Below are 19,627 nucleotides of genomic sequence, written 5' to 3'. Positions count from 1 at the left end.
AACAGGATGCAAAGTTTGTGGAATGAGCGTGATGCCGCTGAGCTAGCCGGTGATGAGCTGGCGCTGAGGGTCTATAGTTCGCGCCTTTTGGGTCAGGAGCCGAGGTTAGTGCTGCATGGGGGGGGGAATACTTCGGTAAAACTGAGCGAGCCCGATCTCTTTGGCGAGCAAAGAGAGCTGCTCTATGTGAAGGGGAGTGGTTGGGATTTGGCGACGATTGAGAAGGGGGGCTTTGCACCGGTCGAACTGCGCTATCTGCAACGGTTAGCCACACTGCCCTCACTCTCCGATCCCGATATGGTCAATGAGCTGGTCAGTCATACTGTTCGCGCCTCAGCACCGACCCCGTCGGTGGAGGCGATTTTGCATGCCATTTTGCCGTGGCGCTATGTCGATCACACCCACGCTGATGCCATCGTCACCCTCACCAATAGCCCTGAGGGGGAGGCGCGTATTCGGCAAATTTATGGGACTAAGGTGGTGGTGATCCCCTATGTGATGCCCGGTTTTGATCTCGCCCGACTCTGCGCCGAGCGCTATCAGGCGCAGGCGAGTGAGGAGACTATCGGCATGGTATTGATGAACCACGGTCTCTTCTCCTTCGGTCATACCGCTAAAGAGTCTTATGAACGGATGATTGGGCTGGTCACCTTAGCCGAGGCGTATCTACAGCAGCAGGGGGCGTGGCAGTTAGCCTCGTCATCAGAGGGGGTTGTGCCGACGGCGGCTCTGGCGCAAAACCAGGCTCAACTTCGGGCCGAGATATCTGCAGCGGCTGGTCGGGCGCTGCTGCTAGTCGGCTATCATGATCCTCACAGTGCCGCGTTTGCTCGTCATGAGAGGGTGGAGAGCATAGCTAATCGTGGTCCGGCAACGCCCGATCATGTGATTCGCACCAAGCGGTTGCCCCTCATTGGGCGCGATCTTGAGAGCTATGTCGGCGCTTATCAGGCCTACTTCGATCGCTATGAGCCTGAGGCGCAAGAGCGTAAACAGCGACTCGATCCGGCCCCAAGAGTGGTGCTAGATAGGGAGCTGGGGCTCTGCACGGTCGGCAAAAGTGGCCGTGAGGCACGCATTGTGGCCGATATCTACCAGCAGACGATCGATATTATTTTACGAGCTGAAATGTTGGGCGGCTATCAGGCGCTGCCGGCGGGTGATATCTTCAAGGTAGAGTATTGGGATTTAGAGCAGGCGAAGTTACGCAAAGGGGGGGCTGCGCCGCTGTTTGCAGGCGAGGTGGCGCTGGTGACCGGGGCGGCTAGCGGTATTGGTCGCGCCGTGGTTAAATCGCTGTTGCAGCGCGGGGCGGCGGTGGTCGGGGTAGATATCGACCCGACCATTGGCGAGCTTAACGGCGATAATGCGCTGGGTCTGTGTGGTGATATTACCGATGAGAGTGCGCTCTCTGACTTGATCTATCAGGCGGTACGCCGTTTTGGAGGGCTCGATATGGTGGTGGCCAACGCCGGGCTCTTTAGTGCCGGTTGTCGGATTGAGTCGCTCAGTGGTGAGGTGTGGCGGCGGACGATGGCGGTCAATCTCGACGCCAATTTAACTCTGCTGCGGCTCTGTTACCCCTTTTTAAAACTGGCGTTAAATGGCGGTCGGGTGGTCGTTATCGGCTCTAAAAATGTGCCGGCACCGGGGCCGGGGGCGGCGGCCTACTCCGCCTCTAAAGCGGCGCTCAATCAGCTAATGCGGGTTGCAGCGTTAGAGTGGGGAGGAGAGAATATTCGTCTTAACACACTCCATCCTAATGGCGTGTTTGATACCGCGCTCTGGAGCGAGGCGGTGCTACAGGCGCGGGCAGAACACTACGGTCTGACTGTGGAGCAGTATAAGAGTAATAATCTGTTAAAAACCGAAGTCACTAGCCGCGATGTAGCCGAGTTGGCCGCCGAGATGTGTGGGCCGCTGTTTGCTAAAACGACCGCAGCCCAAGTGCCGGTCGATGGTGGCAATGAGCGAGTCGTGTAGCGTCGGTTTGCGGGTGATGATCCTCGCCGCCGGTCGCGGCGAGCGGCTGCGGCCCTTAACCGATCATACCCCTAAGCCATTAATCGAAGTGGCCGGCCAGCCGCTACTGGTGCACCAGCTACACCATTTGGTCGCCCTTGGGGTGAGTCACATTGTGATCAATACCGCCTGGCTAGGGGAGCAGCTTGAGGCGGCGTTGGGGGATGGCGGGCGTTATGGCTGTTCGATTCAATATAGTCGCGAAGCTGAGGCGCTAGAGACGGCGGGGGGGATTGTTCAGGCGCTGCCGCTGTTAGGCGAAGCGCCGTTTGGGGTGGTCAATGGCGATATTTTTTGCCGCGTTAAGTTAACGCAGCTCTCACTAGCGCCCGAACAGCTAGCCCACTTGGTGCTGGTGCCTAATCCTTCCCACCATCAGCGGGGGGATTTCTACCTACGCGATGGGCTGGCCGCTTGTGAGGGTGAGGAGGGGGAGTCGCGCTACACCTTTGCCGGTATCGGCCTCTATCGGCCAGAGCTATTTGTCGGGCTGAGGGCAGGAAAGCGGCCGTTAGCACCACTATTAATGGCAGCTGCGGCAGAGGGGAGGGTGGCTGCGACCCTCTATGAGGGGCTCTGGTGCGATGTCGGCACCCTCGAACGCTTAAACGGGTTAGAGCGCTCTTTAGCTGGGACTGAGGTAGAAAGAGAAAACCGGCTCCAGCAGCTTTCAACGCTGCCAGCTGGGCGAGAGCTGGGTTGAAGTGAGGGGACGCGTTGAAGGTTGATGCGCCACTGTAGCCGGTTACCCAAGTATAGCGTCTTTTGGGGGCAATGGTTAAATTTTTTCTGTTTAACTCTGTTATTTTTCAATGTTCTGCAATCTTATGTTAAAGCTTAATCTAAAATAGTTATGTCAAATTCGGTGCAACACCATACAATAGACATCGGCAGTGTTGGCCAGCGGCTGGATAATTTTTTGGTGAAAATTCTCAAAGGGGTGCCCAAAAGCCATATCTATCGACTGGTGCGCAAGGGCGAGGTGCGGGTGAATCGTAAACGGGTTAAGGTCGATTATCGCCTCTGTGAAGGGGATCAGGTGAGGTTACCGCCGATACGCCAATCACCCACCGCTGCTACAGCGCTGCCGACAGAGAGGGTTTTACAGCAGCTACAGCAGGCGACTATTTTTGAAGATGGCCACTTTTTAGTCCTAAATAAGCCTAGTGGGATTGCGGTGCATGGCGGCAGTGGCCTCAGCTATGGAGTGATTGAGGGTTTGAGGGCGCTACGACCAGAGGCACCCTATCTGGAGCTGGCGCATCGACTCGATCGGGAGACCTCTGGCTGTCTGCTCATTGCCAAAAAGCGCAGCGCGCTAAGGGCGTTCCAGGCACTACTTCGTGACCACCAGCAGGTAGAGAAACACTATTTAGCGCTAGTGAAGGGGCAGTGGCGGTTACCAAAACAGGGGCTACAGGTTGAGATTCGGCTGCGCAAGAACCAGTTAAGTTCTGGTGAACGGCTGGTTAAGGTCGATGAGGCCGGCAAACTAGCCCGCAGTCGCTTTTTTAGCCGGGGTAACTATTGCGATCAGAGCCTAATTGAGATTCAGCTCGATACCGGTAGAACCCACCAAATTCGGGTGCAGTGCCAGCAGCAGGGCCACCCGTTAGCGATGGATGAGAAGTATGGCGATAGTGATTTTAATCGCAGCCAGCGGCAATTGGGACTAAAACGGCTCTTTTTGCACGCCTCACGGCTGCGCTTTACCCTGCCGAACGAACAGACTTATGACTTTACCGCCCCACTAGCGGCCGATTTAACCGACTTTTTAACCCGATTGGAGCAGACGCCATGACCCCACACCGCTATCAGCTACTGGTTTTCGACTGGGATGGCACCCTAATGGATTCAGAAGCGACCATTGTCCACTGCCTAGAGTTGGCAATTGAGCAGCTACAGCTACCTAGCCGTCGTCGTGATGAGTTAAAGAATATTATCGGGCTAGGGCTGCGTGAGGCGGTTGAGAGCCTCTATCCGGGAGAGAGTGAGAGCTTTTTTAATCAGTTTGTCACCGCCTACCGCCACCACTTTTTGGGGGGGCACTGTCAGGAGTCGGCTCTGTTTGAGGGGGTGGTGGATCTGTTGCGACTACTCCAGCGGCGCGGCTATCTGCTAGCGATTGCGACGGGTAAGGGGCGCAAGGGGCTTGATCGAGAGCTAGAACGCACGGGGCTAGGCGAGCTATTTGTGACCAGTCGCTGCGCCGATGAGTCGTTTTCTAAACCCCACCCGCAGATGCTGCTTGATATTATCGATTTTTGTGGCTGTGAAGTGGAGCAGACGCTCATGATCGGCGATACGGAGTACGATCTGGAGATGGCAGTTAACGCCGGTACCGATTCGATGGGAGTCAGTTATGGAGTGCACGCTAAAGAGCGGTTACTGAACCATAATCCGCTCTTAATTATGGATAGTTTAACCGAGCTACCACAGTGGCTCGATAGTGAATAGTTTGAATTAATTGGGTGTAGATTACAGATATGTGGAGAAGATTAGTGGCTAGTGGTGAGCAAGTGGATAATCCGCAGTGGCAGCGTAAGTTGATTGAGACTTTAAGCCTAGAGAGTCTGAAGGAGCAGCGGCGACGGCGTCGTTGGGGGATTTTGTTTAAACTACTGCTGTTTATCTATCTATTTGCGCTATTAGGGTTAACGCTGTGGCGTACCGATTTAAGTGGCGAGGGGCTAGGTGGCAGCGAACATACGGCTCGGGTCGATCTGGTAGGGCTGATTGCCGATGGGGGCGAGAGTAGTGCCGATGGAGTGATGAAGGGGTTACAACGCGCCTTTGAAGATGAGATGACCAAAGGGGTGGTGCTCTATATCAATAGCCCCGGCGGCAGTCCGGTGCAGTCAGATCTCATCTATCGTGAAATTAAGCGTCTGCGACAGGCGCATGAGGCGATCCCCCTCTATGCAGTGATCACCGATATCGGTGCCTCGGGTGCTTACTATATCGCCGCAGCGGCTGACAAAATCTATGTTAACCCCTCCTCGCTAGTGGGATCGATTGGGGTCTTGATGAACGGCTTTGGCTTTACCGCCGCGATGGATAAACTCGGTATTGAGCGGCGGCTGCTGACCGCAGGGGAGCATAAGGGGGGGCTTGATCCCTTCTCGCCGCTAGAGGAGCAGGCCGTTACCCATATTCAGCAAGTTTTGGATGATATTCATACCGCTTTTATCGACTCGGTGAAGCAGGGTCGAGGCGATCGATTGCGGCAGAGTGAGGCGCTCTTTAGCGGCCGCATCTGGAGTGGTCGCCGAGCGATTGAGCTGGGGCTGGTCGATGAGATTGGGGATCTACATAAGGTTGCTCGCGAGGTGGTGGGGGTTGAGAAGATTGTCAACTTTACCCCAGAGGAGGGTCTTTTGACCCGCTTTGCAGATCGATTGGGTGCGGCGATAGCCGCCACCGTGGTGCAGCCGCTACAGCAGACCACGCTCTATTAAACGATGGTTCAATACACGCCACTCTCTCCTCGCCGTCTCTACGCTGTCTAGAATCTGGGGGGGATGGGGCTGCAATGGCTAACTGGCAATGGCGTACCAAGTGGGGTATGCTAGCGACTCAAGAAGAGCGGTACTGAGACGCTAACTTTGAGTAATGCTTAAAAAATACCCCGCGATAGCTAGAGGAGAGATTCTCTCCGTAAAGATGGCTGTCGATGGCGGTAGCGTGTCTCAATGTCAGGGGTGAGTGAAACTGTCAACTAGCCATCAAATATGGGATTGTCGTTGAAGAAACAGATGATAAGTGGCTTTATGGTGCGGTTTCAACCGGCAATGTGTGGCAGTTTAGCCGTCTGCATCCGGTTGAAAAGCAGATTGAGCAGGATCTGAATCCGTTCCGGGTTCCGGGCGATTTAGAACCACTGCTACGGGTACTCGTTGCTGTCATGAGTGAAACATGATCCCTTACGGTCGTCAAACCGTTAGTCGGGCCGATATTGCCGCCGTTGAAGCGGTGCTACGCTCCGATTTTTTAACTCAGGGGCCGGTGGTACCCGCTTTTGAGCAGGCGCTATGTGATTACTGCGGCGCAGCGTATGGGGTGGCAGTGAACAGTGCGACCTCAGCGCTGCACTTAGCTTGCCTTGCTTTAGGACTAGGAGCGGGCGATTGGCTCTGGACTACACCGATTACCTTTGTCGCTTCAGCTAACTGTGGCCGCTACTGCGGTGCAGAGATCGATTTTGTCGACATCGACCCTAAAACCTACAATCTTTCGGTTGATGCTCTGGAGTATAAGCTGCAACAGGCAGAGCGTGTCGGAAAGTTGCCTAAAATCGTGATTCCGGTTCACTTTGCCGGCCTGAGCTGCGATATGGCAGCGATATATGCGCTATCGCAACGATATGGCTTTGCCATTATTGAAGACGCTTCGCATGCGTTAGGGGGAGCGTATCGGGGGGATAAGATTGGCGGCAGCCGCTATAGCGATATTACCGTGTTTAGCTTCCATCCGGTTAAGATGATTACCACCGGTGAGGGGGGCGTGGCGATGACTAACCGCGCCGAACTGGCCGATAAGATGGCACGACTACGCAGCCACGGTATTACTCGTGATCCAGCGTTAATGACCCACTCGCCGGATGGATCCTGGTACTACCAACAGCTTGAGCTCGGTTTTAACTACCGTATGACCGATATTCAGGCGGCATTAGGTCTAAGCCAGCTACAGCGGTTGGATCAGTTTATTGCCAAGCGCCGTGATATTGCAGCACAATACCGGCAGCAGCTGCAGGGGCTACCCTTAACTTGGCAGCAGGTCGGGGACGATTTCAGTTCGTCATGGCATCTGTTTGTAATTGAAGTATTAGCGGGTAGAGCGCAGCGGGATTCGCTGTTTAACCATCTACGAAAGAGTGACATCGGGGTTAATTTGCACTATATCCCACTCTATCATCAGCCCTACTATCAGCAGGCGGTGGTAGAGTACTCCAGTTTTAATGCCGCAGAGTGTTACTATCAACGGGCGTTGTCGCTACCGCTGTTTCCTGAATTAACTGACGCGGCGCAGCAGGTGGTGATTAAGCAGATTTATGAGTCATGTCCCGATGACCAAAATAGAGAGTCATGATGAAACCAGAAGTCTATATTGGTGGGAGAGACAACAGCAACACTTTGAAATCTATATCTCAGAAGCAGTGATAGCAGAAGCCGCTCGTGGCGATCCACAAGCGGCGGAAAAAAGATTAACCGCTATTCAAGGTTTGACTGAGCTCTCTGTTACCCCAGAGAGTAAACAACTCGCAACTGCTTTTATTGACGCAGGATCGTTACCGGTTAAAGCAGAACTTGATGCACTGCCTATCGCTAACGCTATTATGCGTCCAAAGATCGAAAGAGTCTGCTTACACCACGGCTACCAACCACCGATTATTTGTACTCCATCAGAGCTGTTTGAGGAATAACCTATGTGGGATGATCCTATTATCGCCGAAACCCGAAAATTAAGAGAAGAGTATGCAAAAGAGCATCACCATAATCTTGATGAAATTGTAAATGATTTAATGCAACGCCAACAGCAGACAGAGCGTAAAGTGGTATCACGACCACCTAAAAAGCCTGAGCTTAGATTTCGGTGATAGTTTACTAAATACGGCCTCGTTCCGAATGGGAGAAAAAGCAAATTCCCTATACGCAATATCAAAAAAACTGGCGTGTAAATGTCAAATCACGAAACAAAAATCGGGAAAATTTATTGGAGGAAAATGCTTAGGCAATTCGATAGCTTGGGTGATCATCATTGGCATATCCAGCCTAATCGGGGGCGTGCCCTGATGTTGGCCAAACGCCAACTGGCAGAGTTGGTCTGCGATGCGGTGAACCTGGAGGGGCTGCCCTTCACTCTACCCGAGATTCAAACACTGCTCGACGGGGTTACCGTTGGAGGGCACCGCTTATCGGATCAACAGATTGCGCTAAATCAGGCTAATGCGTGGCGTGAACTGTTTGCGTTGTTAGAGCAGGATGTTTTTAGCGTAACTATCGACAGTGTTTGTGCGCTGCACTGTATTGCCGCGAAACAGGAGGCGTTACAGTGGGGCACCTTTCGAACCGGTAGCGTAACGATTGCTGGTAGTGACTATCTCCCCCCTAAAGCGGCTGAACTACCACGGCTATTTGAACAGATGGTGGCGCAGCAGAGTCAGTTTAACGATATTTATGACTATGCAATTCATCTGTTTCTGACTATGGCACGATATCAGTTCTTTTATGATGTCAATAAACGGATGGGGCGCTTAGTGATGAATGGGGTTCTGCTCAATCAGGGTTATCCGGCGATTAACCTTCCGGCAAAGAGGCAGCTAGAGTTTAACCAATTAATGCTCGACTTTTACCATAGTGGCGAGCAGCGTGAGATGAATCGGTTTATGCGATCCTGTTTAGACCCTCGCGTGATTGCGATTATGCAAGAGTAGGCTTGATGGCTTATCGTGATTTTACCCTAAAACAGGTTAAGGAGCAGTTTGAGCTCACTATTATAGAGAATGAATGGCTATTTAGTGATCTTAAGCCGTATGCTCTACCCGTAACATTTAAGCAGTCGTTAGCGGAATCAGTCGCACTTGCTTTAGCCATTAATACTGAAAAAGCGCGATCAGAGTTTATTATTGCACCGTTGTTAATGGAGCTAAAACGCACTTTATCGCATCGTATTAGTCTCTTTTCCGGTATCCATTTCGATGTAAATAGCGAACAGGGCTTAGTCGGCTTTTGTGATTTTTTACTCAGCTACTCGACAGAGCAGCTCTATGTATCCGCACCGGTTATTACAATTGTTGAGGCTAAAAACGAAAATATAATTAGTGGCTTAGGTCAGTGCTTGGCTGAAATGGTCGCTGCACAGCAGTTTAACCGAAAAGAGGACAGCGCGATTGACTCAATTTACGGTGCGGTAACGACCGGCAGTGTGTGGCGGTTTTTATGGCTTAACCGACAAACGGTTAAAATTGATCAAGCAGAATACCATATTGATCAGGTAGAGAAGATTATGGCGATATTAGTGATGATTCTTTCATCGGTGAGTAGGGAGTTATTAAGATGAAACTGACAGTGATAGCGTTATTATTGGTTGGAATGCAGAGTGTTTATGCCGTTGATGTGGCACCACGGTTAACAGATCGAGAAATTATCGAATCGTTAGGTGATTTAAAGAGTGACATTGCGGTAGTTAATCAGCGTATTGACGCAGTGAATCATCGTATTGAAGCCGTGAATCAGCGCTTTGATGCAGTAAATCAGCGCTTTGATGCAGTAAATCAGCGCTTCGACATGGTAAACCAACGTATTGATGCATTGGAGAAGCAGACCGCAGAGCGGTTTGACATAATGGAAAAGCAGTTCGGGGAGCGTTTTGACGCAATGGAGAAGCAGGTTAGTGCGCGTTTTGATGCGGTGAATCAGCGTATTGATTCGTTAGAGAAGCAGACAAATCAGCGTTTTGACCAAATGAATAATCAGTTCGATAAGATATGGAATCTGATGTTGGTGATGATTGCGGGTATATTTGGTTTAATTGGTTTTATCGTGTGGGATCGTAAAACGGCGTTGAAGCCGTTAGAGCAGCGGTTAGATCGGATAGAGCTAGGGCTGCAGCAAGATTTTGAGATTCAGCATGAGCAGGGCTCGAAGATGACTCGTTTAGTGGGGGCGTTGAAAGAGCTAGCGCAGAGCGATCCTAAGTTGCAGGGAGTGTTGCGGAGTTTTTCGCTGTTGTAATGGGACGCGGTAAGGGAGGGCTCTTTTCCTTGCTTGTTACCCCCTGAAATCGACTGTTGCGTTATCCTGAGGCCTGATTTGTATGCATAGATTACCGTAAATATTCAGAAATATTATGCGTTTAAGCAATTCCCAAATTGAGCTAATTAAACAGACAGTTACAGAGATGATCGATGATGAAGCGATTATCATACTCTTTGGTAGCCGGGTTGATGATGATTTGCGCGGTGGTGATATTGACCTACTGGTTTTAACGGATAAGTGTTTACCGCAACGGTTAGCATTACAGCTAAGATTAGCTGCGACGCTAATCATAAAGATGGAGGGTATTGAGGTGGATCTTATACTGCAAGATGCTACTGTAGCCGAAACACCGTTTCATCAGCACGCTAAACAGACAGGAGTTTTACTTTAACGTGGCACAACAGAAATCCGCAGCAGTGGTTGGAGCTTAGGTTGTTACGCAATAGTCTGATGCATGAATATGTGACTAACGAGCAATCACTGCTGGACGCAATATTACAAGCAATTGATGGCGTTAAGGTTTTACAGCATGTGCAGGCGCGAATGAGAGATGAAGCGTTAAAGCTTAAAGGCGAAAAATGAAACTATCAACTGGCCATAAAATGTGGGATCAAGGTGAGCATAATGCCTTTACCGATCTGATTCGGTTTAAGCATCAATGGTACTGCTGTTTTCGTGAAGGTGGTGAGCATGTTTGCAACCATGGGAAACTACGCCTGCTTCGTTCTGATGATTTTAAAAAGTGGCAATCTATTGCTCTTTTATCAGATAGTCGAGGCGATCTACGCGATCCTAAACTCTCAGTGACGCATCATGATGAGCTGATGTTAAATGGTGTTATACGCTTTATCGAACCGGTTGACGGAGAGGGAATGCAATCGCTAAGTTGGCTCTCAACCGATGGCGTAAACTGGAGTGGTTCGTTCAGTTGTGCAACAGGGCTAGGGAGTTGGCGCTGGAGTACCACATGGCAGCAAAATTATGGTTATAGTGTTGCTTATAGCGGCAAAGATAGTCATGGTTGCCTCTACCGAACCGAAGATGGTAAATCGTGGCAAATAGTCAAAGAACACTTTTTTCCTGAAGCGGATATCTACTCTAACGAAACTTCACTCCTCTTTTTAAACGATCAACGCGTGCTCTGTTTATTAAGGCGTGATAGTCGTGATCCGGATGAGACAGTTGCCTGTTTAGGTGAGGCCTCACCCCCTTATACCACTTGGCAGTGGCAAAAACTGGATCGGCGTATTGGTGGCCCCAAAATGATACAGCTTAAATCGGGCGAATTAATTGCGGTTATTCGTCTTTATGATGAGCGAGTCCGAACCTCTGTGTGTCAAATCGATAGTGGCACCGGTCATGTTATTGAGCTATTAGCTCTTCCGTCCGGTGGGGATTGTAGCTATGCCGGTGTGGTTGAGTATCAGCAACAACTCTATATTAGCTACTACTCCTCCCATGAGGAGGATAAGAGCGCTATCTATAGTGCAGTAGTGACGCTATAGCTGCTATCGAAGCTGATGAATGATAACCCTATCTATACAGCCAATTTAGCCCTGATTGAGCGGCGTTGGCCACAACTTGCCGCAGAGTTAGAACGGGCCGGTAGTTATGATGCGACCTTGGAGGAGCGGGGCAGTGTTGCATCGTTAATCGTGGATGGGATCCATTTAAGTAGCAGTTTTGATCCCATGGCAGAAGCGATCGCATTAGCTAAGCCTTTACTGCAGCAGGAGAGAACGGCGCAGCAGCTATATGTTTATGGCGAAAATAATGGCGCTGTTATTGACTATCTACTAGAGCAGACGGCTAATGAGTCAAAGCTAATACTAGTATTAATGAACCTGCGTCTGTTTAACCTCTACGCCACTCACTACGACTTTAGTCGTTGGTTAAATCAGTCACGAGTCGATTTAACTGTCGCTACAGCAGATGAGCAGCTACGCTATCCCTTTGCAACAGCACCTTCGGCATTGCGGTTTGAAAATAGTCGCTGTCCGAAACTCTATCGTGCCATACAAACGGCTTTAAATGACGACTATGTCACACAGAACATGCGTAGCCGTGATAGTCAGTATCTGGAGCAGATAGCACAAAATCGCCCTTTTTTGGAACAGGATGCCCGTTTACCCGCGCTGCTGCGGCAAATAGGCTCAAAGCGAGCCCATGTCATTGGTGCAGGCCCGACTTTAGCCGATCACTTCGAGCCGCTAAAAGCCGTGCAGGGTAAAGAGACGATTATTGCAGTCGATACCTCACTGAAAACACTGGATCATGCAGGTATAGTTCCTGATGTAGCTGTAGTGATTGAGGCAAATTTAGATATTATTCGCGCCTTTGCCGATTTATCAACCAATATGAGGCAAACCCGACTTCTCTATTTTCCTGCTGTGCCGATTCAGGTACTTAATGTATGGTTAGGCCAGCGCTACTGGGGCTGCTCTAACTCTGTTGTCTATCAGCAGGCCGGATTTAACAATCGCGCATGGCAACTCTTTAGCTCTGGTAGTGTGATTCATCCAGCCATCGATTTAGCGGTAAAGGCGGGGGCTAAAGAGGTTGTCTTCTATGGCACCGACTTTGGCTACTATAATGATCAATCTCATGTAAATAACTCCGATTTTAGCCATAAAATAGTAACTCATGTCGATTGGGTGATTAATGGTTATGGCGAGCGTATTGGGACACTGCCTAATCTAAAAAGCTATTTAAGTGATCTGGAATCCTATATAGCCTTAAAGTCAAAAGTGAAATTTTTTAATAGCGATAGGCGTGGTGCTAAAATTGAGGGGTGTCACTACTTTGAGTGAAGATAGTATTAGTTTTTGCCAGAAAGTGGTCGCTACAGCAGTTGCTTATCGCTGTGGCCATTTAGGTGAGGCTAACCAACTCTTTATTGATGTGTTAGATGAGATCAATAATCTAATAGTACAGCTAGATGAGAGTGATAAAGCTAAAGCATTACAGATGTTGATAGTCGAGTTGTTTGATGCGCAGCAGCGACAGGATAGTGTTTGGATGGCTGATTTAATGGAGTATCTTTTACACGGTTATTTAGATTGTAGGGGCGAGTTTGTGTAGCATGAGAGAGTGCGCATTAGATCACGGGCAATCAATGCAGCTTACCGATCAAAATCCACGACAACTTGATGTCATTAAGTCATAAAACTGAGAGGTAAAAGATTTTGTTTAATAATAAGAATATTCTAATTACTGGGGGGACAGGCTCCTTTGGTAGAAAATATACCCAAACCCTACTAGAGCGCTATCAGCCTAATAAAATTATCATCTACTCACGAGATGAGCTAAAACAGTTTGAGATGCAGCAGGATTTTAATCACTCCTGCATGCGTTACTTTATTGGTGATGTGCGAGATCCTAGCAGAATTAGATTAGCCATGCAGGGGGTTGATTATGTGATTCATGCTGCGGCACTTAAGCAGGTACCTGCCGCAGAATATAATCCGATGGAGTGTATCAAGACCAATATTCATGGCGCAGAGAATGTGATCAATGCAGCCCTCGATAATAATGTTGATAAGGTGATTGCACTGTCAACTGATAAAGCGGCCAATCCGATTAATCTCTATGGGGCGACTAAATTGGCATCAGATAAACTGTTTGTTGCCGCGAATAACATGGCTGGCGGACACCGTACCCGCTTCTCTGTTGTACGCTATGGTAATGTGGTTGGGTCTAGGGGATCTGTTGTCCCCTACTTTAAGAAGTTAATCGCTGAAGGGAGCGACCATCTTCCCATTACCCATCCCGACATGACCCGGTTTTGGATTACCCTGCAACAAGGGGTTGATTTTGTTCTGAAAAATTTTTCCAGAATGCATGGCGGGGAGATGTTTATCCCTAAAATTCCATCGGTTCGTATTGTCGATTTAGCCACCGCGATGGCACCAAATTTGCAACAGCGAGTAGTTGGTATTCGCCCAGGTGAGAAATTACATGAGATTATGTGCCCAGCAGATGATTCTCATCTAACCATCGATTTTGATACCTTCTATCTTATTGCCCCTAGCATTACATTTACCAGCCGAACTAATGATTTTGATACCACACAGTTAGGTGAGAAAGGAGTGCGAGTCGAGCAGGGGTTTGAGTACAATTCAGGGACTAATGCAACTTTTCTCGATTTGGGGCAGATTACCCAATTTGATAAGCTAGCAGAGTGTGTCTGAGTTTTATTGGCGCTTAACATGAATTGGGAGAGAGCCTTGGAGAGTGGAGACCGAGCCGTTGCTATTATTCCTGCCCGAGGAGGCAGTAAGCGAATTCCTAAAAAAAATATCAAACCATTTCTTGGCAAACCGATAATCTGCTATACGATTGAGGCTGCGCTTAAAACTGCACTGTTTGATAAAATTATCGTCTCGACCGACGATGAACAGATCGCGGAGGTTGCTATTGGTGCTGGTGCAACAGTCCCCTTTATGCGACCTAAAGAGTTGGCTGATGATTATGTGACTTCGGGGGAAGCTGTTAGCTATACCTTAAACAGATTGCAGCAGGAGGGGGATTCCTTTCGCTACCTCTGTACCCTCTATGCGACAGCACCGTTAATGGATGCTCGCTATATTCGGCAAGGGTTAGAACAGTTAAAGCAGCGGCCAGATCAGGCCAGTACTTTTTCAGCTGCATCGATGCCATTTCCAGTACAACGGAGCTTTAAAATTAACGATAAAGGCGAAGCGGAGATGTTTTGGCCGGAGTATTTCACTTACCGATCGCAAGATCTAGATGAGGGATATATGGATGCCGGACAGTTCTATTGGAACGACTTAGATAGGGTTAATCAACCGCAATATCAGCGTGCCACTCTAGGCTTTGCAGGTATTCCGATTATTTTGCCTCGTTACCGAGTTCAGGATATCGATACTGAAGAGGATTGGCGTGTCGCTGAGCTGCTCTATCAAGTGATTACCCAGCAGCAAGAGTTGGAGTCATCGGATCGTATGCCAGTATGAGTGGTTACATTAGCGAAAAAAAATTAATTGATAACTTATTTGATCGGTTATGGCCCTTAACTCGAAGTATTACTGGTCCAGGATTAGAGCAGTCACTGGCCTATTTTAGTGAGCAGATGGATCTTAGGGTCGAAAAAATCCCGACAGGTAGTAAAGTTTTCGATTGGATTGTCCCTCCAGAGTGGCACTTCTCTCATGCTCGACTGACGGGGCCTGATGGCGAAGTTGTCTGTGATAGTCGGGACTCTAATCTGCATGTAGTGAACTACTCTGAGCCGGTCGATGAATACTTTGAACTGGATCGGTTACAACAAAATCTACATAGTCTTCCCGCTTTACCTAGTGCAATTCCGTATGTTACCAGTTATTACAAAAGAAGCTGGGGGTTCTGTCTCTCTGATCAGAAGCGTCAACAGTTAAAACCGGGGCGTTATCACGCCAAAATTGAGGCACAATTCATCTCCGGTGGCGTTCCGTTTGGACATACGCTTCTACCCGGTGAGAGTCAACGGGAAGTGCTGCTCAGCAGTTATCTGTGCCACCCCTCACTCGCTAACAATGAGCTCTCTGGGCCGTTAACACTACTACTGCTCTATCTTCGTCTAGCGACTTGGAAAAAAAGGCGGTTTAGTTATCGGTTTCTATTAAATCCAGAGACGATTGGCTCGCTATGTTTTTTGTCAAAATATCATCGACATCTTAAAGAGTCGCTTGCTTATGGTCTTATTTTAACCTGTGTCGGCGGTTCAGCTACCTCGCTGCGTTATAAAATGAGTCGTTCAGCAGATAGCATACTCGATAAGGTGATTAAAAACATATCTAACAATCAACTAGATAGTATTGAATCTGTTAGATATGAAGCTTTTTCGCCCATAGGCGGTTCAGATGAACGGCAATATGGCGCACCTGGATTTAAGCTACCGGTCGGGCAGATATCAAGAACAGTATATGGACACTATCTTGGGTATCATAACTCACTAGATACTAAAGAGTTTATGGATGTGGATGCCTTAATTAGAAGTGCTGATACGATTGAGCAGATATTGCGTTATGCTGAGTGGTGTGGCTATCCGATTAACTGTTCTCCTTATGGTGAACCACAATTAGGGCCGAGAGGACTCTACCCTAACATGAATTCCGAAGAGACAAGAGCAAGCTCTTCGGATAGTCGGTTTGATTCCCGCCTACAGTTAAATCGTATGCTACTTGTTCTAAGTATGGCTGATGGTACAAATAGTCTATTTGATATTGCCAACGCAGCAGGGTGTTGTGTTGAAGAGCTACGAGTGGTGATTGAGAAATTAGAGAATAGTGGTTTAATTAAGTATGGAATCGATTTTATAGAGTGATGAAATTAGTATTTGCTGCAGGCTCTCATCCCCGTCACGCATTTATTGCAAGAAAACTTCACGATTTAGGTCTATTAGATGGTTTGGTGATTGAGCAGAGGGAGGTTCATGTGCCAAAACCACCAACTGATTTACCGCTAGAGACAGCCAATTTATTTAACCACCACTTTAAGCAGCGGCAGAAGATCGAGCTAGACTTTTTTGAACATGCTGACTTTCCTAGGGTACCTAAAATAGTCGTTTCCCGAGCTGAAATTAATAGTGAACAGGTACGACAATTTTTACAGAAGATAGCTCCCACTCTCTTTATCAGCTACGGTATTCATATATTGAATAATGCAACGCTCGCCTGTGTGACGGGTGAAAAATGGAATATCCATGGGGGATTATCTCCATGGTATCGTGGTTGTATTACCCATTTTTGGCCTAGCTATCTACTGGAGCCACAGATGACAGGTATGACAATTCATGAACTAACTGATCAACTAGATGCCGGTGATATTGTACAGCAGAACTGTGCACCCTTGGTGGCTGGTGATGGCCTGCATCATCTCTCATGTCGAGCTGTGAGTTCGATGGTTGATGAGTTTGAAATGTTATTTAAAATATTTGATAAACAGCGATATGTCATTAAGAAAAAACACAAGAGTAGTGGGCGAATTTGGCGCTCTTCTGATTGGCATCCTCACCATTTGCATCTAATTTATGACTATTATAATGACGCTGTTGTCGATCACTATTTGTCTGGCCATCTGAACAAAAAAACTCCAAAGTTATTTAGGCAATTTTAGTCATGGGTGTCGCTATGGATATGGTACAAAAGCACTATGTTATGGAACCTGCTCATATAGATGAGCAGTGGGATAGATTTATTTTGCGCTCCCCCTTGGTGAGCGGTTTTTTTCTCTCCTCTTATTTGAAGGCATTATCTGGGGTATTCCACACCTATTATTGTGTTAAAGGCCGAGAAAAAGTGGCTGTTGTTCTCTTGGCAGTGTCATTAGATGAGACCCAAGTTATTGGCCATGGCACTTTGATTCATGATGGAATATTAATGGGTCATTTACCTAATTTAAATCGTGCTCAGATTCATTCGGAGTATTTCGATATATTGACCTTTTTTTCGACATGGTTAGTATCTAAATATAATCAAATAAAATTAAAACTGTTGCCACAATTGCAGGATATTAGACCTTTTCAGTGGTGTAACTACCATATTGCTGCACCCAAATATTCGATTGAGGTGCGATATACTTCAATTGTTGATATTACCTCGTTTACCGACAATAGCATATTAACCGAGTCACCTTTATACCAAAATGCATCAGTATCGAGAAAACAGCAGATTCGTTATGGCTATCGTGATCAGATCACCGTTTGTGAGTCAAATGATGTAGCGCAATTTGTCGATTTTTATAAACTAACAATGTTGCGGCAGAATATTGCGATGAGTGAAGCGGATTTGATGTTTTTATCATCGTTGGCGATGAGTCTGTTAGGCAGCCGAATCGGACATCTATTCGTGGCTAAGGACAAGATGGGTAGCGCAGGAAGTTATGCCCTGTTTTTGATTGCCGGCCTAAGGGCTTACTATCTATTTGGAGCTAACAACTCGCAAATGCGTTCTAGCTCTACCGGAACTGCCGTATTATGGCAGGCCTTTTCGATGTTAGCGAAAAAAGGGGTGACAGAGGTTGATTTAGAGGGAGTGAATAGTCCACAGCGGGGGTGGTTTAAACTCAGTTTTGGTGGCTCTATCCAGCCCTATTTTTGGTGCTCTTATTCAAATTCAAATTCAAATTAAAATTTGATTAAGTGGAGGTAACTATGGAAACCGCTGTAAATATACAATTAATCGATAGTATTGAGAATCGGCCATATATTAATGGGCAGTATTGTAGTTTGTCTGATTCTCTATTGCTAAGTAAAAAATCACCACTGCGGCAGTTACAGTTAAAGCCACTATTTGATTGCACTGCTTGTGAAGTCGATGAAGCTGTTAATGCCGCTAACGCAAGTTATTTGAGTCGGGTTTGGTGCGATAAACCCGTTAGAGAGCGGAAGCAGATTATCTTTGCCTGGGCAGATATCATTGAAGCTAACCTAACCTATTTAGCTCAACTCGATACTTTGGAGACCGGTCGAGCCTATCGTAATTTTATCGAAGATTCGATTCCTAAAGCGATTAGTGTCGTGCGCTGGTTTGCTGAAGCTGTGGATAAAGTTCACGATGAGTCTTATCAGCCTAACTCTCAGGAGTTAGCCTTAGTTGCTCGTGAACCCTTAGGTGTTGTGGCGGCGATTCTGCCTTGGAATGATCCGTTAGTGGTAGCCGCTTGGAAGATCGCGCCGGCACTGCTCATGGGGAACTCTGTGGTGATAAAACCGGCTGAGGAGGCAAGCTATTCTATTTTAGCGATTGCGGCTATGGCAACCTCAGCGGGGTTGCCAGATGGTGTGCTAAATGTTGTTACCGGCCGTGGCGAGGTGACTGGCGAGGCCTTGGCTCGACACCCTAAAGTGCGTGGACTCTTCTTTACTGGCTCATCGGCTGTGGGTAAAAAGATGTTGTTCTATGCCGGCGAATCAAATATGAAAAAGATAGGGTTGGAGTGTGGCGGCAAAAGCCCATTTATCTTGACCCGAAACTATGCTAATTTACCTCACGCAGCTGAAGTTCTAGCAAAAAATATTTTCTATAATCAAGGCCAAATATGTTCATCTCCTTCACGCCTAATCATTGATAAAGAGATAAAAAAGAGCTTTTTATCGCTATTGTATCGTGCCGCAAAAATCTATGTACCTGCCGATCCATTTAACCCTCAGACAACAGTCGGCTCGATTGTGAGTCAGGAGCAGTATCAGCGTATTCAGGGCTTTATTCAACGAGCGAAACAAGCAGGCATTGAGCCTGTAGTCATAGAGGGCGATGCAGCTATTCCTACTAACGGTTACTACATTGCCCCCACGATTTTTGATGAAGTGACCCCCGATAGTGAATTGGCGCAACAGGAGATATTTGGGCCAGTATTGATCATTCATAGTTATGAGCATATTGAGGAGGCGCTCCATTTAGCTAACAATACCCACTATGGCTTGGCAGCCTCGGTATGGACTAACGATATTAATGAGGCATTTTTTTGCAGTCGGAGATTAGAGGCGGGGATGGTTCATGTCAACAGCTATGGTGATGATGATAATGCGGTTCCGTTTGGAGGGGTGAAAGAGTCTGGAATTGGTAAGGATAAATCATTGCACGCCTTGAATGAATATTGTGAACTGAAGACAACTTGGATTAAGTTAAATTGATGACTGCTTTTTGTGTAGAAGCTCACGGTTTATGAACTTGACATTGCTTTGGTCTAATTTTCGTAGAGTGATTAGGCGGATATATTACAAAGGGTTACGCGAATCATATATCTTCTTTCGTGACGAATACCGTTTTGATAAAAAGCGTAATAATATAGAGACTCGTCATGTAGTTGATTTAGAGCATCTTGGGGTTAATAATTACGATGGCTGC

20 protein-coding genes are annotated in these 19,627 nt (G+C 47.7%); all 20 read left to right on the top strand.

The window, feature by feature from the left end:
• Positions 1 to 6: 6 nt before the first annotated feature.
• A complete protein-coding gene (locus D5085_06530; GenBank protein QEP42812.1) occupies positions 7 to 1,983 on the top strand; it encodes a bifunctional aldolase/short-chain dehydrogenase in 1,977 nt (658 codons plus the stop codon).
• 7 nt (positions 1,984 to 1,990) lie between these two features.
• Positions 1,991 to 2,725, top strand: coding sequence for a nucleotidyltransferase family protein (locus tag D5085_06525; GenBank protein QEP45076.1), 735 nt, complete (start codon positions 1,991 to 1,993; stop codon positions 2,723 to 2,725).
• 150 nt (positions 2,726 to 2,875) lie between these two features.
• Positions 2,876 to 3,823 (top strand): RluA family pseudouridine synthase, encoded by a 948-nt coding sequence (locus D5085_06520; protein QEP42811.1) that lies wholly within the window; start codon positions 2,876 to 2,878, stop codon positions 3,821 to 3,823.
• Positions 3,820 to 4,479 carry an HAD family hydrolase gene (locus tag D5085_06515; GenBank protein QEP42810.1) on the top strand — a complete coding sequence of 220 codons (660 nt, stop codon included), beginning with the start codon at positions 3,820 to 3,822 and terminating at the stop codon, positions 4,477 to 4,479. The genes D5085_06520 and D5085_06515 overlap by 4 nt, the downstream gene beginning before the upstream one ends.
• Positions 4,480 to 4,508: 29 nt before the next feature.
• Positions 4,509 to 5,480, top strand: coding sequence for a signal peptide peptidase SppA (gene sppA / locus D5085_06510; protein ID QEP42809.1), 972 nt, complete (start codon positions 4,509 to 4,511; stop codon positions 5,478 to 5,480).
• 457 nt (positions 5,481 to 5,937) lie between these two features.
• A complete protein-coding gene (gene pseC / locus D5085_06505) occupies positions 5,938 to 7,110 on the top strand; it encodes a UDP-4-amino-4,6-dideoxy-N-acetyl-beta-L-altrosamine transaminase (GenBank protein ID QEP42808.1) in 1,173 nt (390 codons plus the stop codon).
• Positions 7,088 to 7,444, top strand: a complete 357-nt coding sequence (locus D5085_06500; protein ID QEP42807.1) for a DNA-binding protein — start codon at positions 7,088 to 7,090, stop codon at positions 7,442 to 7,444. Before pseC ends, D5085_06500 begins: the two co-directional genes overlap by 23 nt.
• A gap of 300 nt (positions 7,445 to 7,744) precedes the next feature.
• On the top strand, positions 7,745 to 8,455 hold the full coding sequence (locus tag D5085_06495; protein QEP42806.1) for a cell filamentation protein Fic: 711 nt from the start codon (positions 7,745 to 7,747) through the stop codon (positions 8,453 to 8,455).
• Between the two features lie 5 nt (positions 8,456 to 8,460).
• The gene (locus D5085_06490; GenBank protein QEP42805.1) at positions 8,461 to 9,081 is read left to right on the top strand and encodes a hypothetical protein; all 621 of its coding nucleotides are present in this window, start codon (positions 8,461 to 8,463) and stop codon (positions 9,079 to 9,081) included.
• Positions 9,078 to 9,755, top strand: a complete 678-nt coding sequence (locus D5085_06485; protein ID QEP42804.1) for a hypothetical protein — start codon at positions 9,078 to 9,080, stop codon at positions 9,753 to 9,755. Before D5085_06490 ends, D5085_06485 begins: the two co-directional genes overlap by 4 nt.
• Before the next feature lie 115 nt (positions 9,756 to 9,870).
• Positions 9,871 to 10,170, top strand: coding sequence for a nucleotidyltransferase domain-containing protein (locus tag D5085_06480; GenBank protein ID QEP42803.1), 300 nt, complete (start codon positions 9,871 to 9,873; stop codon positions 10,168 to 10,170).
• Between the two features lie 187 nt (positions 10,171 to 10,357).
• The gene (locus D5085_06475) at positions 10,358 to 11,284 is read left to right on the top strand and encodes an exo-alpha-sialidase (GenBank protein ID QEP42802.1); all 927 of its coding nucleotides are present in this window, start codon (positions 10,358 to 10,360) and stop codon (positions 11,282 to 11,284) included.
• A gap of 15 nt (positions 11,285 to 11,299) precedes the next feature.
• Entirely contained in the window at positions 11,300 to 12,589 is a 1,290-nt protein-coding gene (locus D5085_06470; protein QEP42801.1) for a DUF115 domain-containing protein, read from the top strand.
• Entirely contained in the window at positions 12,582 to 12,860 is a 279-nt protein-coding gene (locus D5085_06465; GenBank protein ID QEP42800.1) for a hypothetical protein, read from the top strand. Before D5085_06470 ends, D5085_06465 begins: the two co-directional genes overlap by 8 nt.
• Positions 12,861 to 12,964: 104 nt before the next feature.
• Entirely contained in the window at positions 12,965 to 13,969 is a 1,005-nt protein-coding gene (gene pseB / locus D5085_06460) for a UDP-N-acetylglucosamine 4,6-dehydratase (inverting) (GenBank protein QEP42799.1), read from the top strand.
• Positions 13,970 to 13,987: 18 nt separating this feature from the next.
• A complete protein-coding gene (gene pseF / locus D5085_06455) occupies positions 13,988 to 14,755 on the top strand; it encodes a pseudaminic acid cytidylyltransferase (GenBank protein QEP42798.1) in 768 nt (255 codons plus the stop codon).
• A complete protein-coding gene (locus tag D5085_06450) occupies positions 14,752 to 16,104 on the top strand; it encodes a DUF4910 domain-containing protein (protein QEP42797.1) in 1,353 nt (450 codons plus the stop codon). The genes pseF and D5085_06450 overlap by 4 nt, the downstream gene beginning before the upstream one ends.
• Complete coding sequence (locus tag D5085_06445; GenBank protein QEP42796.1) at positions 16,104 to 16,895, top strand: methionyl-tRNA formyltransferase; 792 nt, start codon at positions 16,104 to 16,106, stop codon at positions 16,893 to 16,895. The genes D5085_06450 and D5085_06445 overlap by 1 nt, the downstream gene beginning before the upstream one ends.
• Positions 16,896 to 16,897: 2 nt before the next feature.
• Positions 16,898 to 17,908, top strand: coding sequence for a GNAT family N-acetyltransferase (locus D5085_06440; protein ID QEP42795.1), 1,011 nt, complete (start codon positions 16,898 to 16,900; stop codon positions 17,906 to 17,908).
• A gap of 23 nt (positions 17,909 to 17,931) precedes the next feature.
• On the top strand, positions 17,932 to 19,413 hold the full coding sequence (locus D5085_06435) for an aldehyde dehydrogenase family protein (GenBank protein ID QEP42794.1): 1,482 nt from the start codon (positions 17,932 to 17,934) through the stop codon (positions 19,411 to 19,413).
• The last annotated feature ends 214 nt before the right edge of the window (positions 19,414 to 19,627 follow it).

It is taken from the genome of Ectothiorhodospiraceae bacterium BW-2, assembly GCA_008375315.1.
Classification (GTDB): domain Bacteria; phylum Pseudomonadota; class Gammaproteobacteria; order Thiohalomonadales; family Thiohalomonadaceae; genus BW-2.
Note: the sequence above shows the minus strand (reverse complement) of the source record. Positions and strands in the feature narration are given on the sequence as shown.

Coding starts and splice junctions, on each gene's coding strand:
- D5085_06440 (QEP42795.1), top strand. CDS start 16,898: ATGGGTGTCGCTATGGATATGGTACAAAAGCACTATGTTATGGAACCT.
- D5085_06480 (QEP42803.1), top strand. CDS start 9,871: ATGCGTTTAAGCAATTCCCAAATTGAGCTAATTAAACAGACAGTTACA.
- D5085_06495 (QEP42806.1), top strand. CDS start 7,745: ATGCTTAGGCAATTCGATAGCTTGGGTGATCATCATTGGCATATCCAG.
- D5085_06445 (QEP42796.1), top strand. CDS start 16,104: ATGAAATTAGTATTTGCTGCAGGCTCTCATCCCCGTCACGCATTTATT.
- D5085_06450 (QEP42797.1), top strand. CDS start 14,752: ATGAGTGGTTACATTAGCGAAAAAAAATTAATTGATAACTTATTTGAT.
- D5085_06515 (QEP42810.1), top strand. CDS start 3,820: ATGACCCCACACCGCTATCAGCTACTGGTTTTCGACTGGGATGGCACC.
- pseF (QEP42798.1), top strand. CDS start 13,988: ATGAATTGGGAGAGAGCCTTGGAGAGTGGAGACCGAGCCGTTGCTATT.
- D5085_06530 (QEP42812.1), top strand. CDS start 7: ATGCAAAGTTTGTGGAATGAGCGTGATGCCGCTGAGCTAGCCGGTGAT.
- pseC (QEP42808.1), top strand. CDS start 5,938: ATGATCCCTTACGGTCGTCAAACCGTTAGTCGGGCCGATATTGCCGCC.
- D5085_06490 (QEP42805.1), top strand. CDS start 8,461: ATGGCTTATCGTGATTTTACCCTAAAACAGGTTAAGGAGCAGTTTGAG.
- sppA (QEP42809.1), top strand. CDS start 4,509: ATGTGGAGAAGATTAGTGGCTAGTGGTGAGCAAGTGGATAATCCGCAG.
- D5085_06485 (QEP42804.1), top strand. CDS start 9,078: ATGAAACTGACAGTGATAGCGTTATTATTGGTTGGAATGCAGAGTGTT.
- D5085_06475 (QEP42802.1), top strand. CDS start 10,358: ATGAAACTATCAACTGGCCATAAAATGTGGGATCAAGGTGAGCATAAT.
- D5085_06500 (QEP42807.1), top strand. CDS start 7,088: ATGACCAAAATAGAGAGTCATGATGAAACCAGAAGTCTATATTGGTGG.
- D5085_06520 (QEP42811.1), top strand. CDS start 2,876: ATGTCAAATTCGGTGCAACACCATACAATAGACATCGGCAGTGTTGGC.
- D5085_06470 (QEP42801.1), top strand. CDS start 11,300: ATGAATGATAACCCTATCTATACAGCCAATTTAGCCCTGATTGAGCGG.
- D5085_06435 (QEP42794.1), top strand. CDS start 17,932: ATGGAAACCGCTGTAAATATACAATTAATCGATAGTATTGAGAATCGG.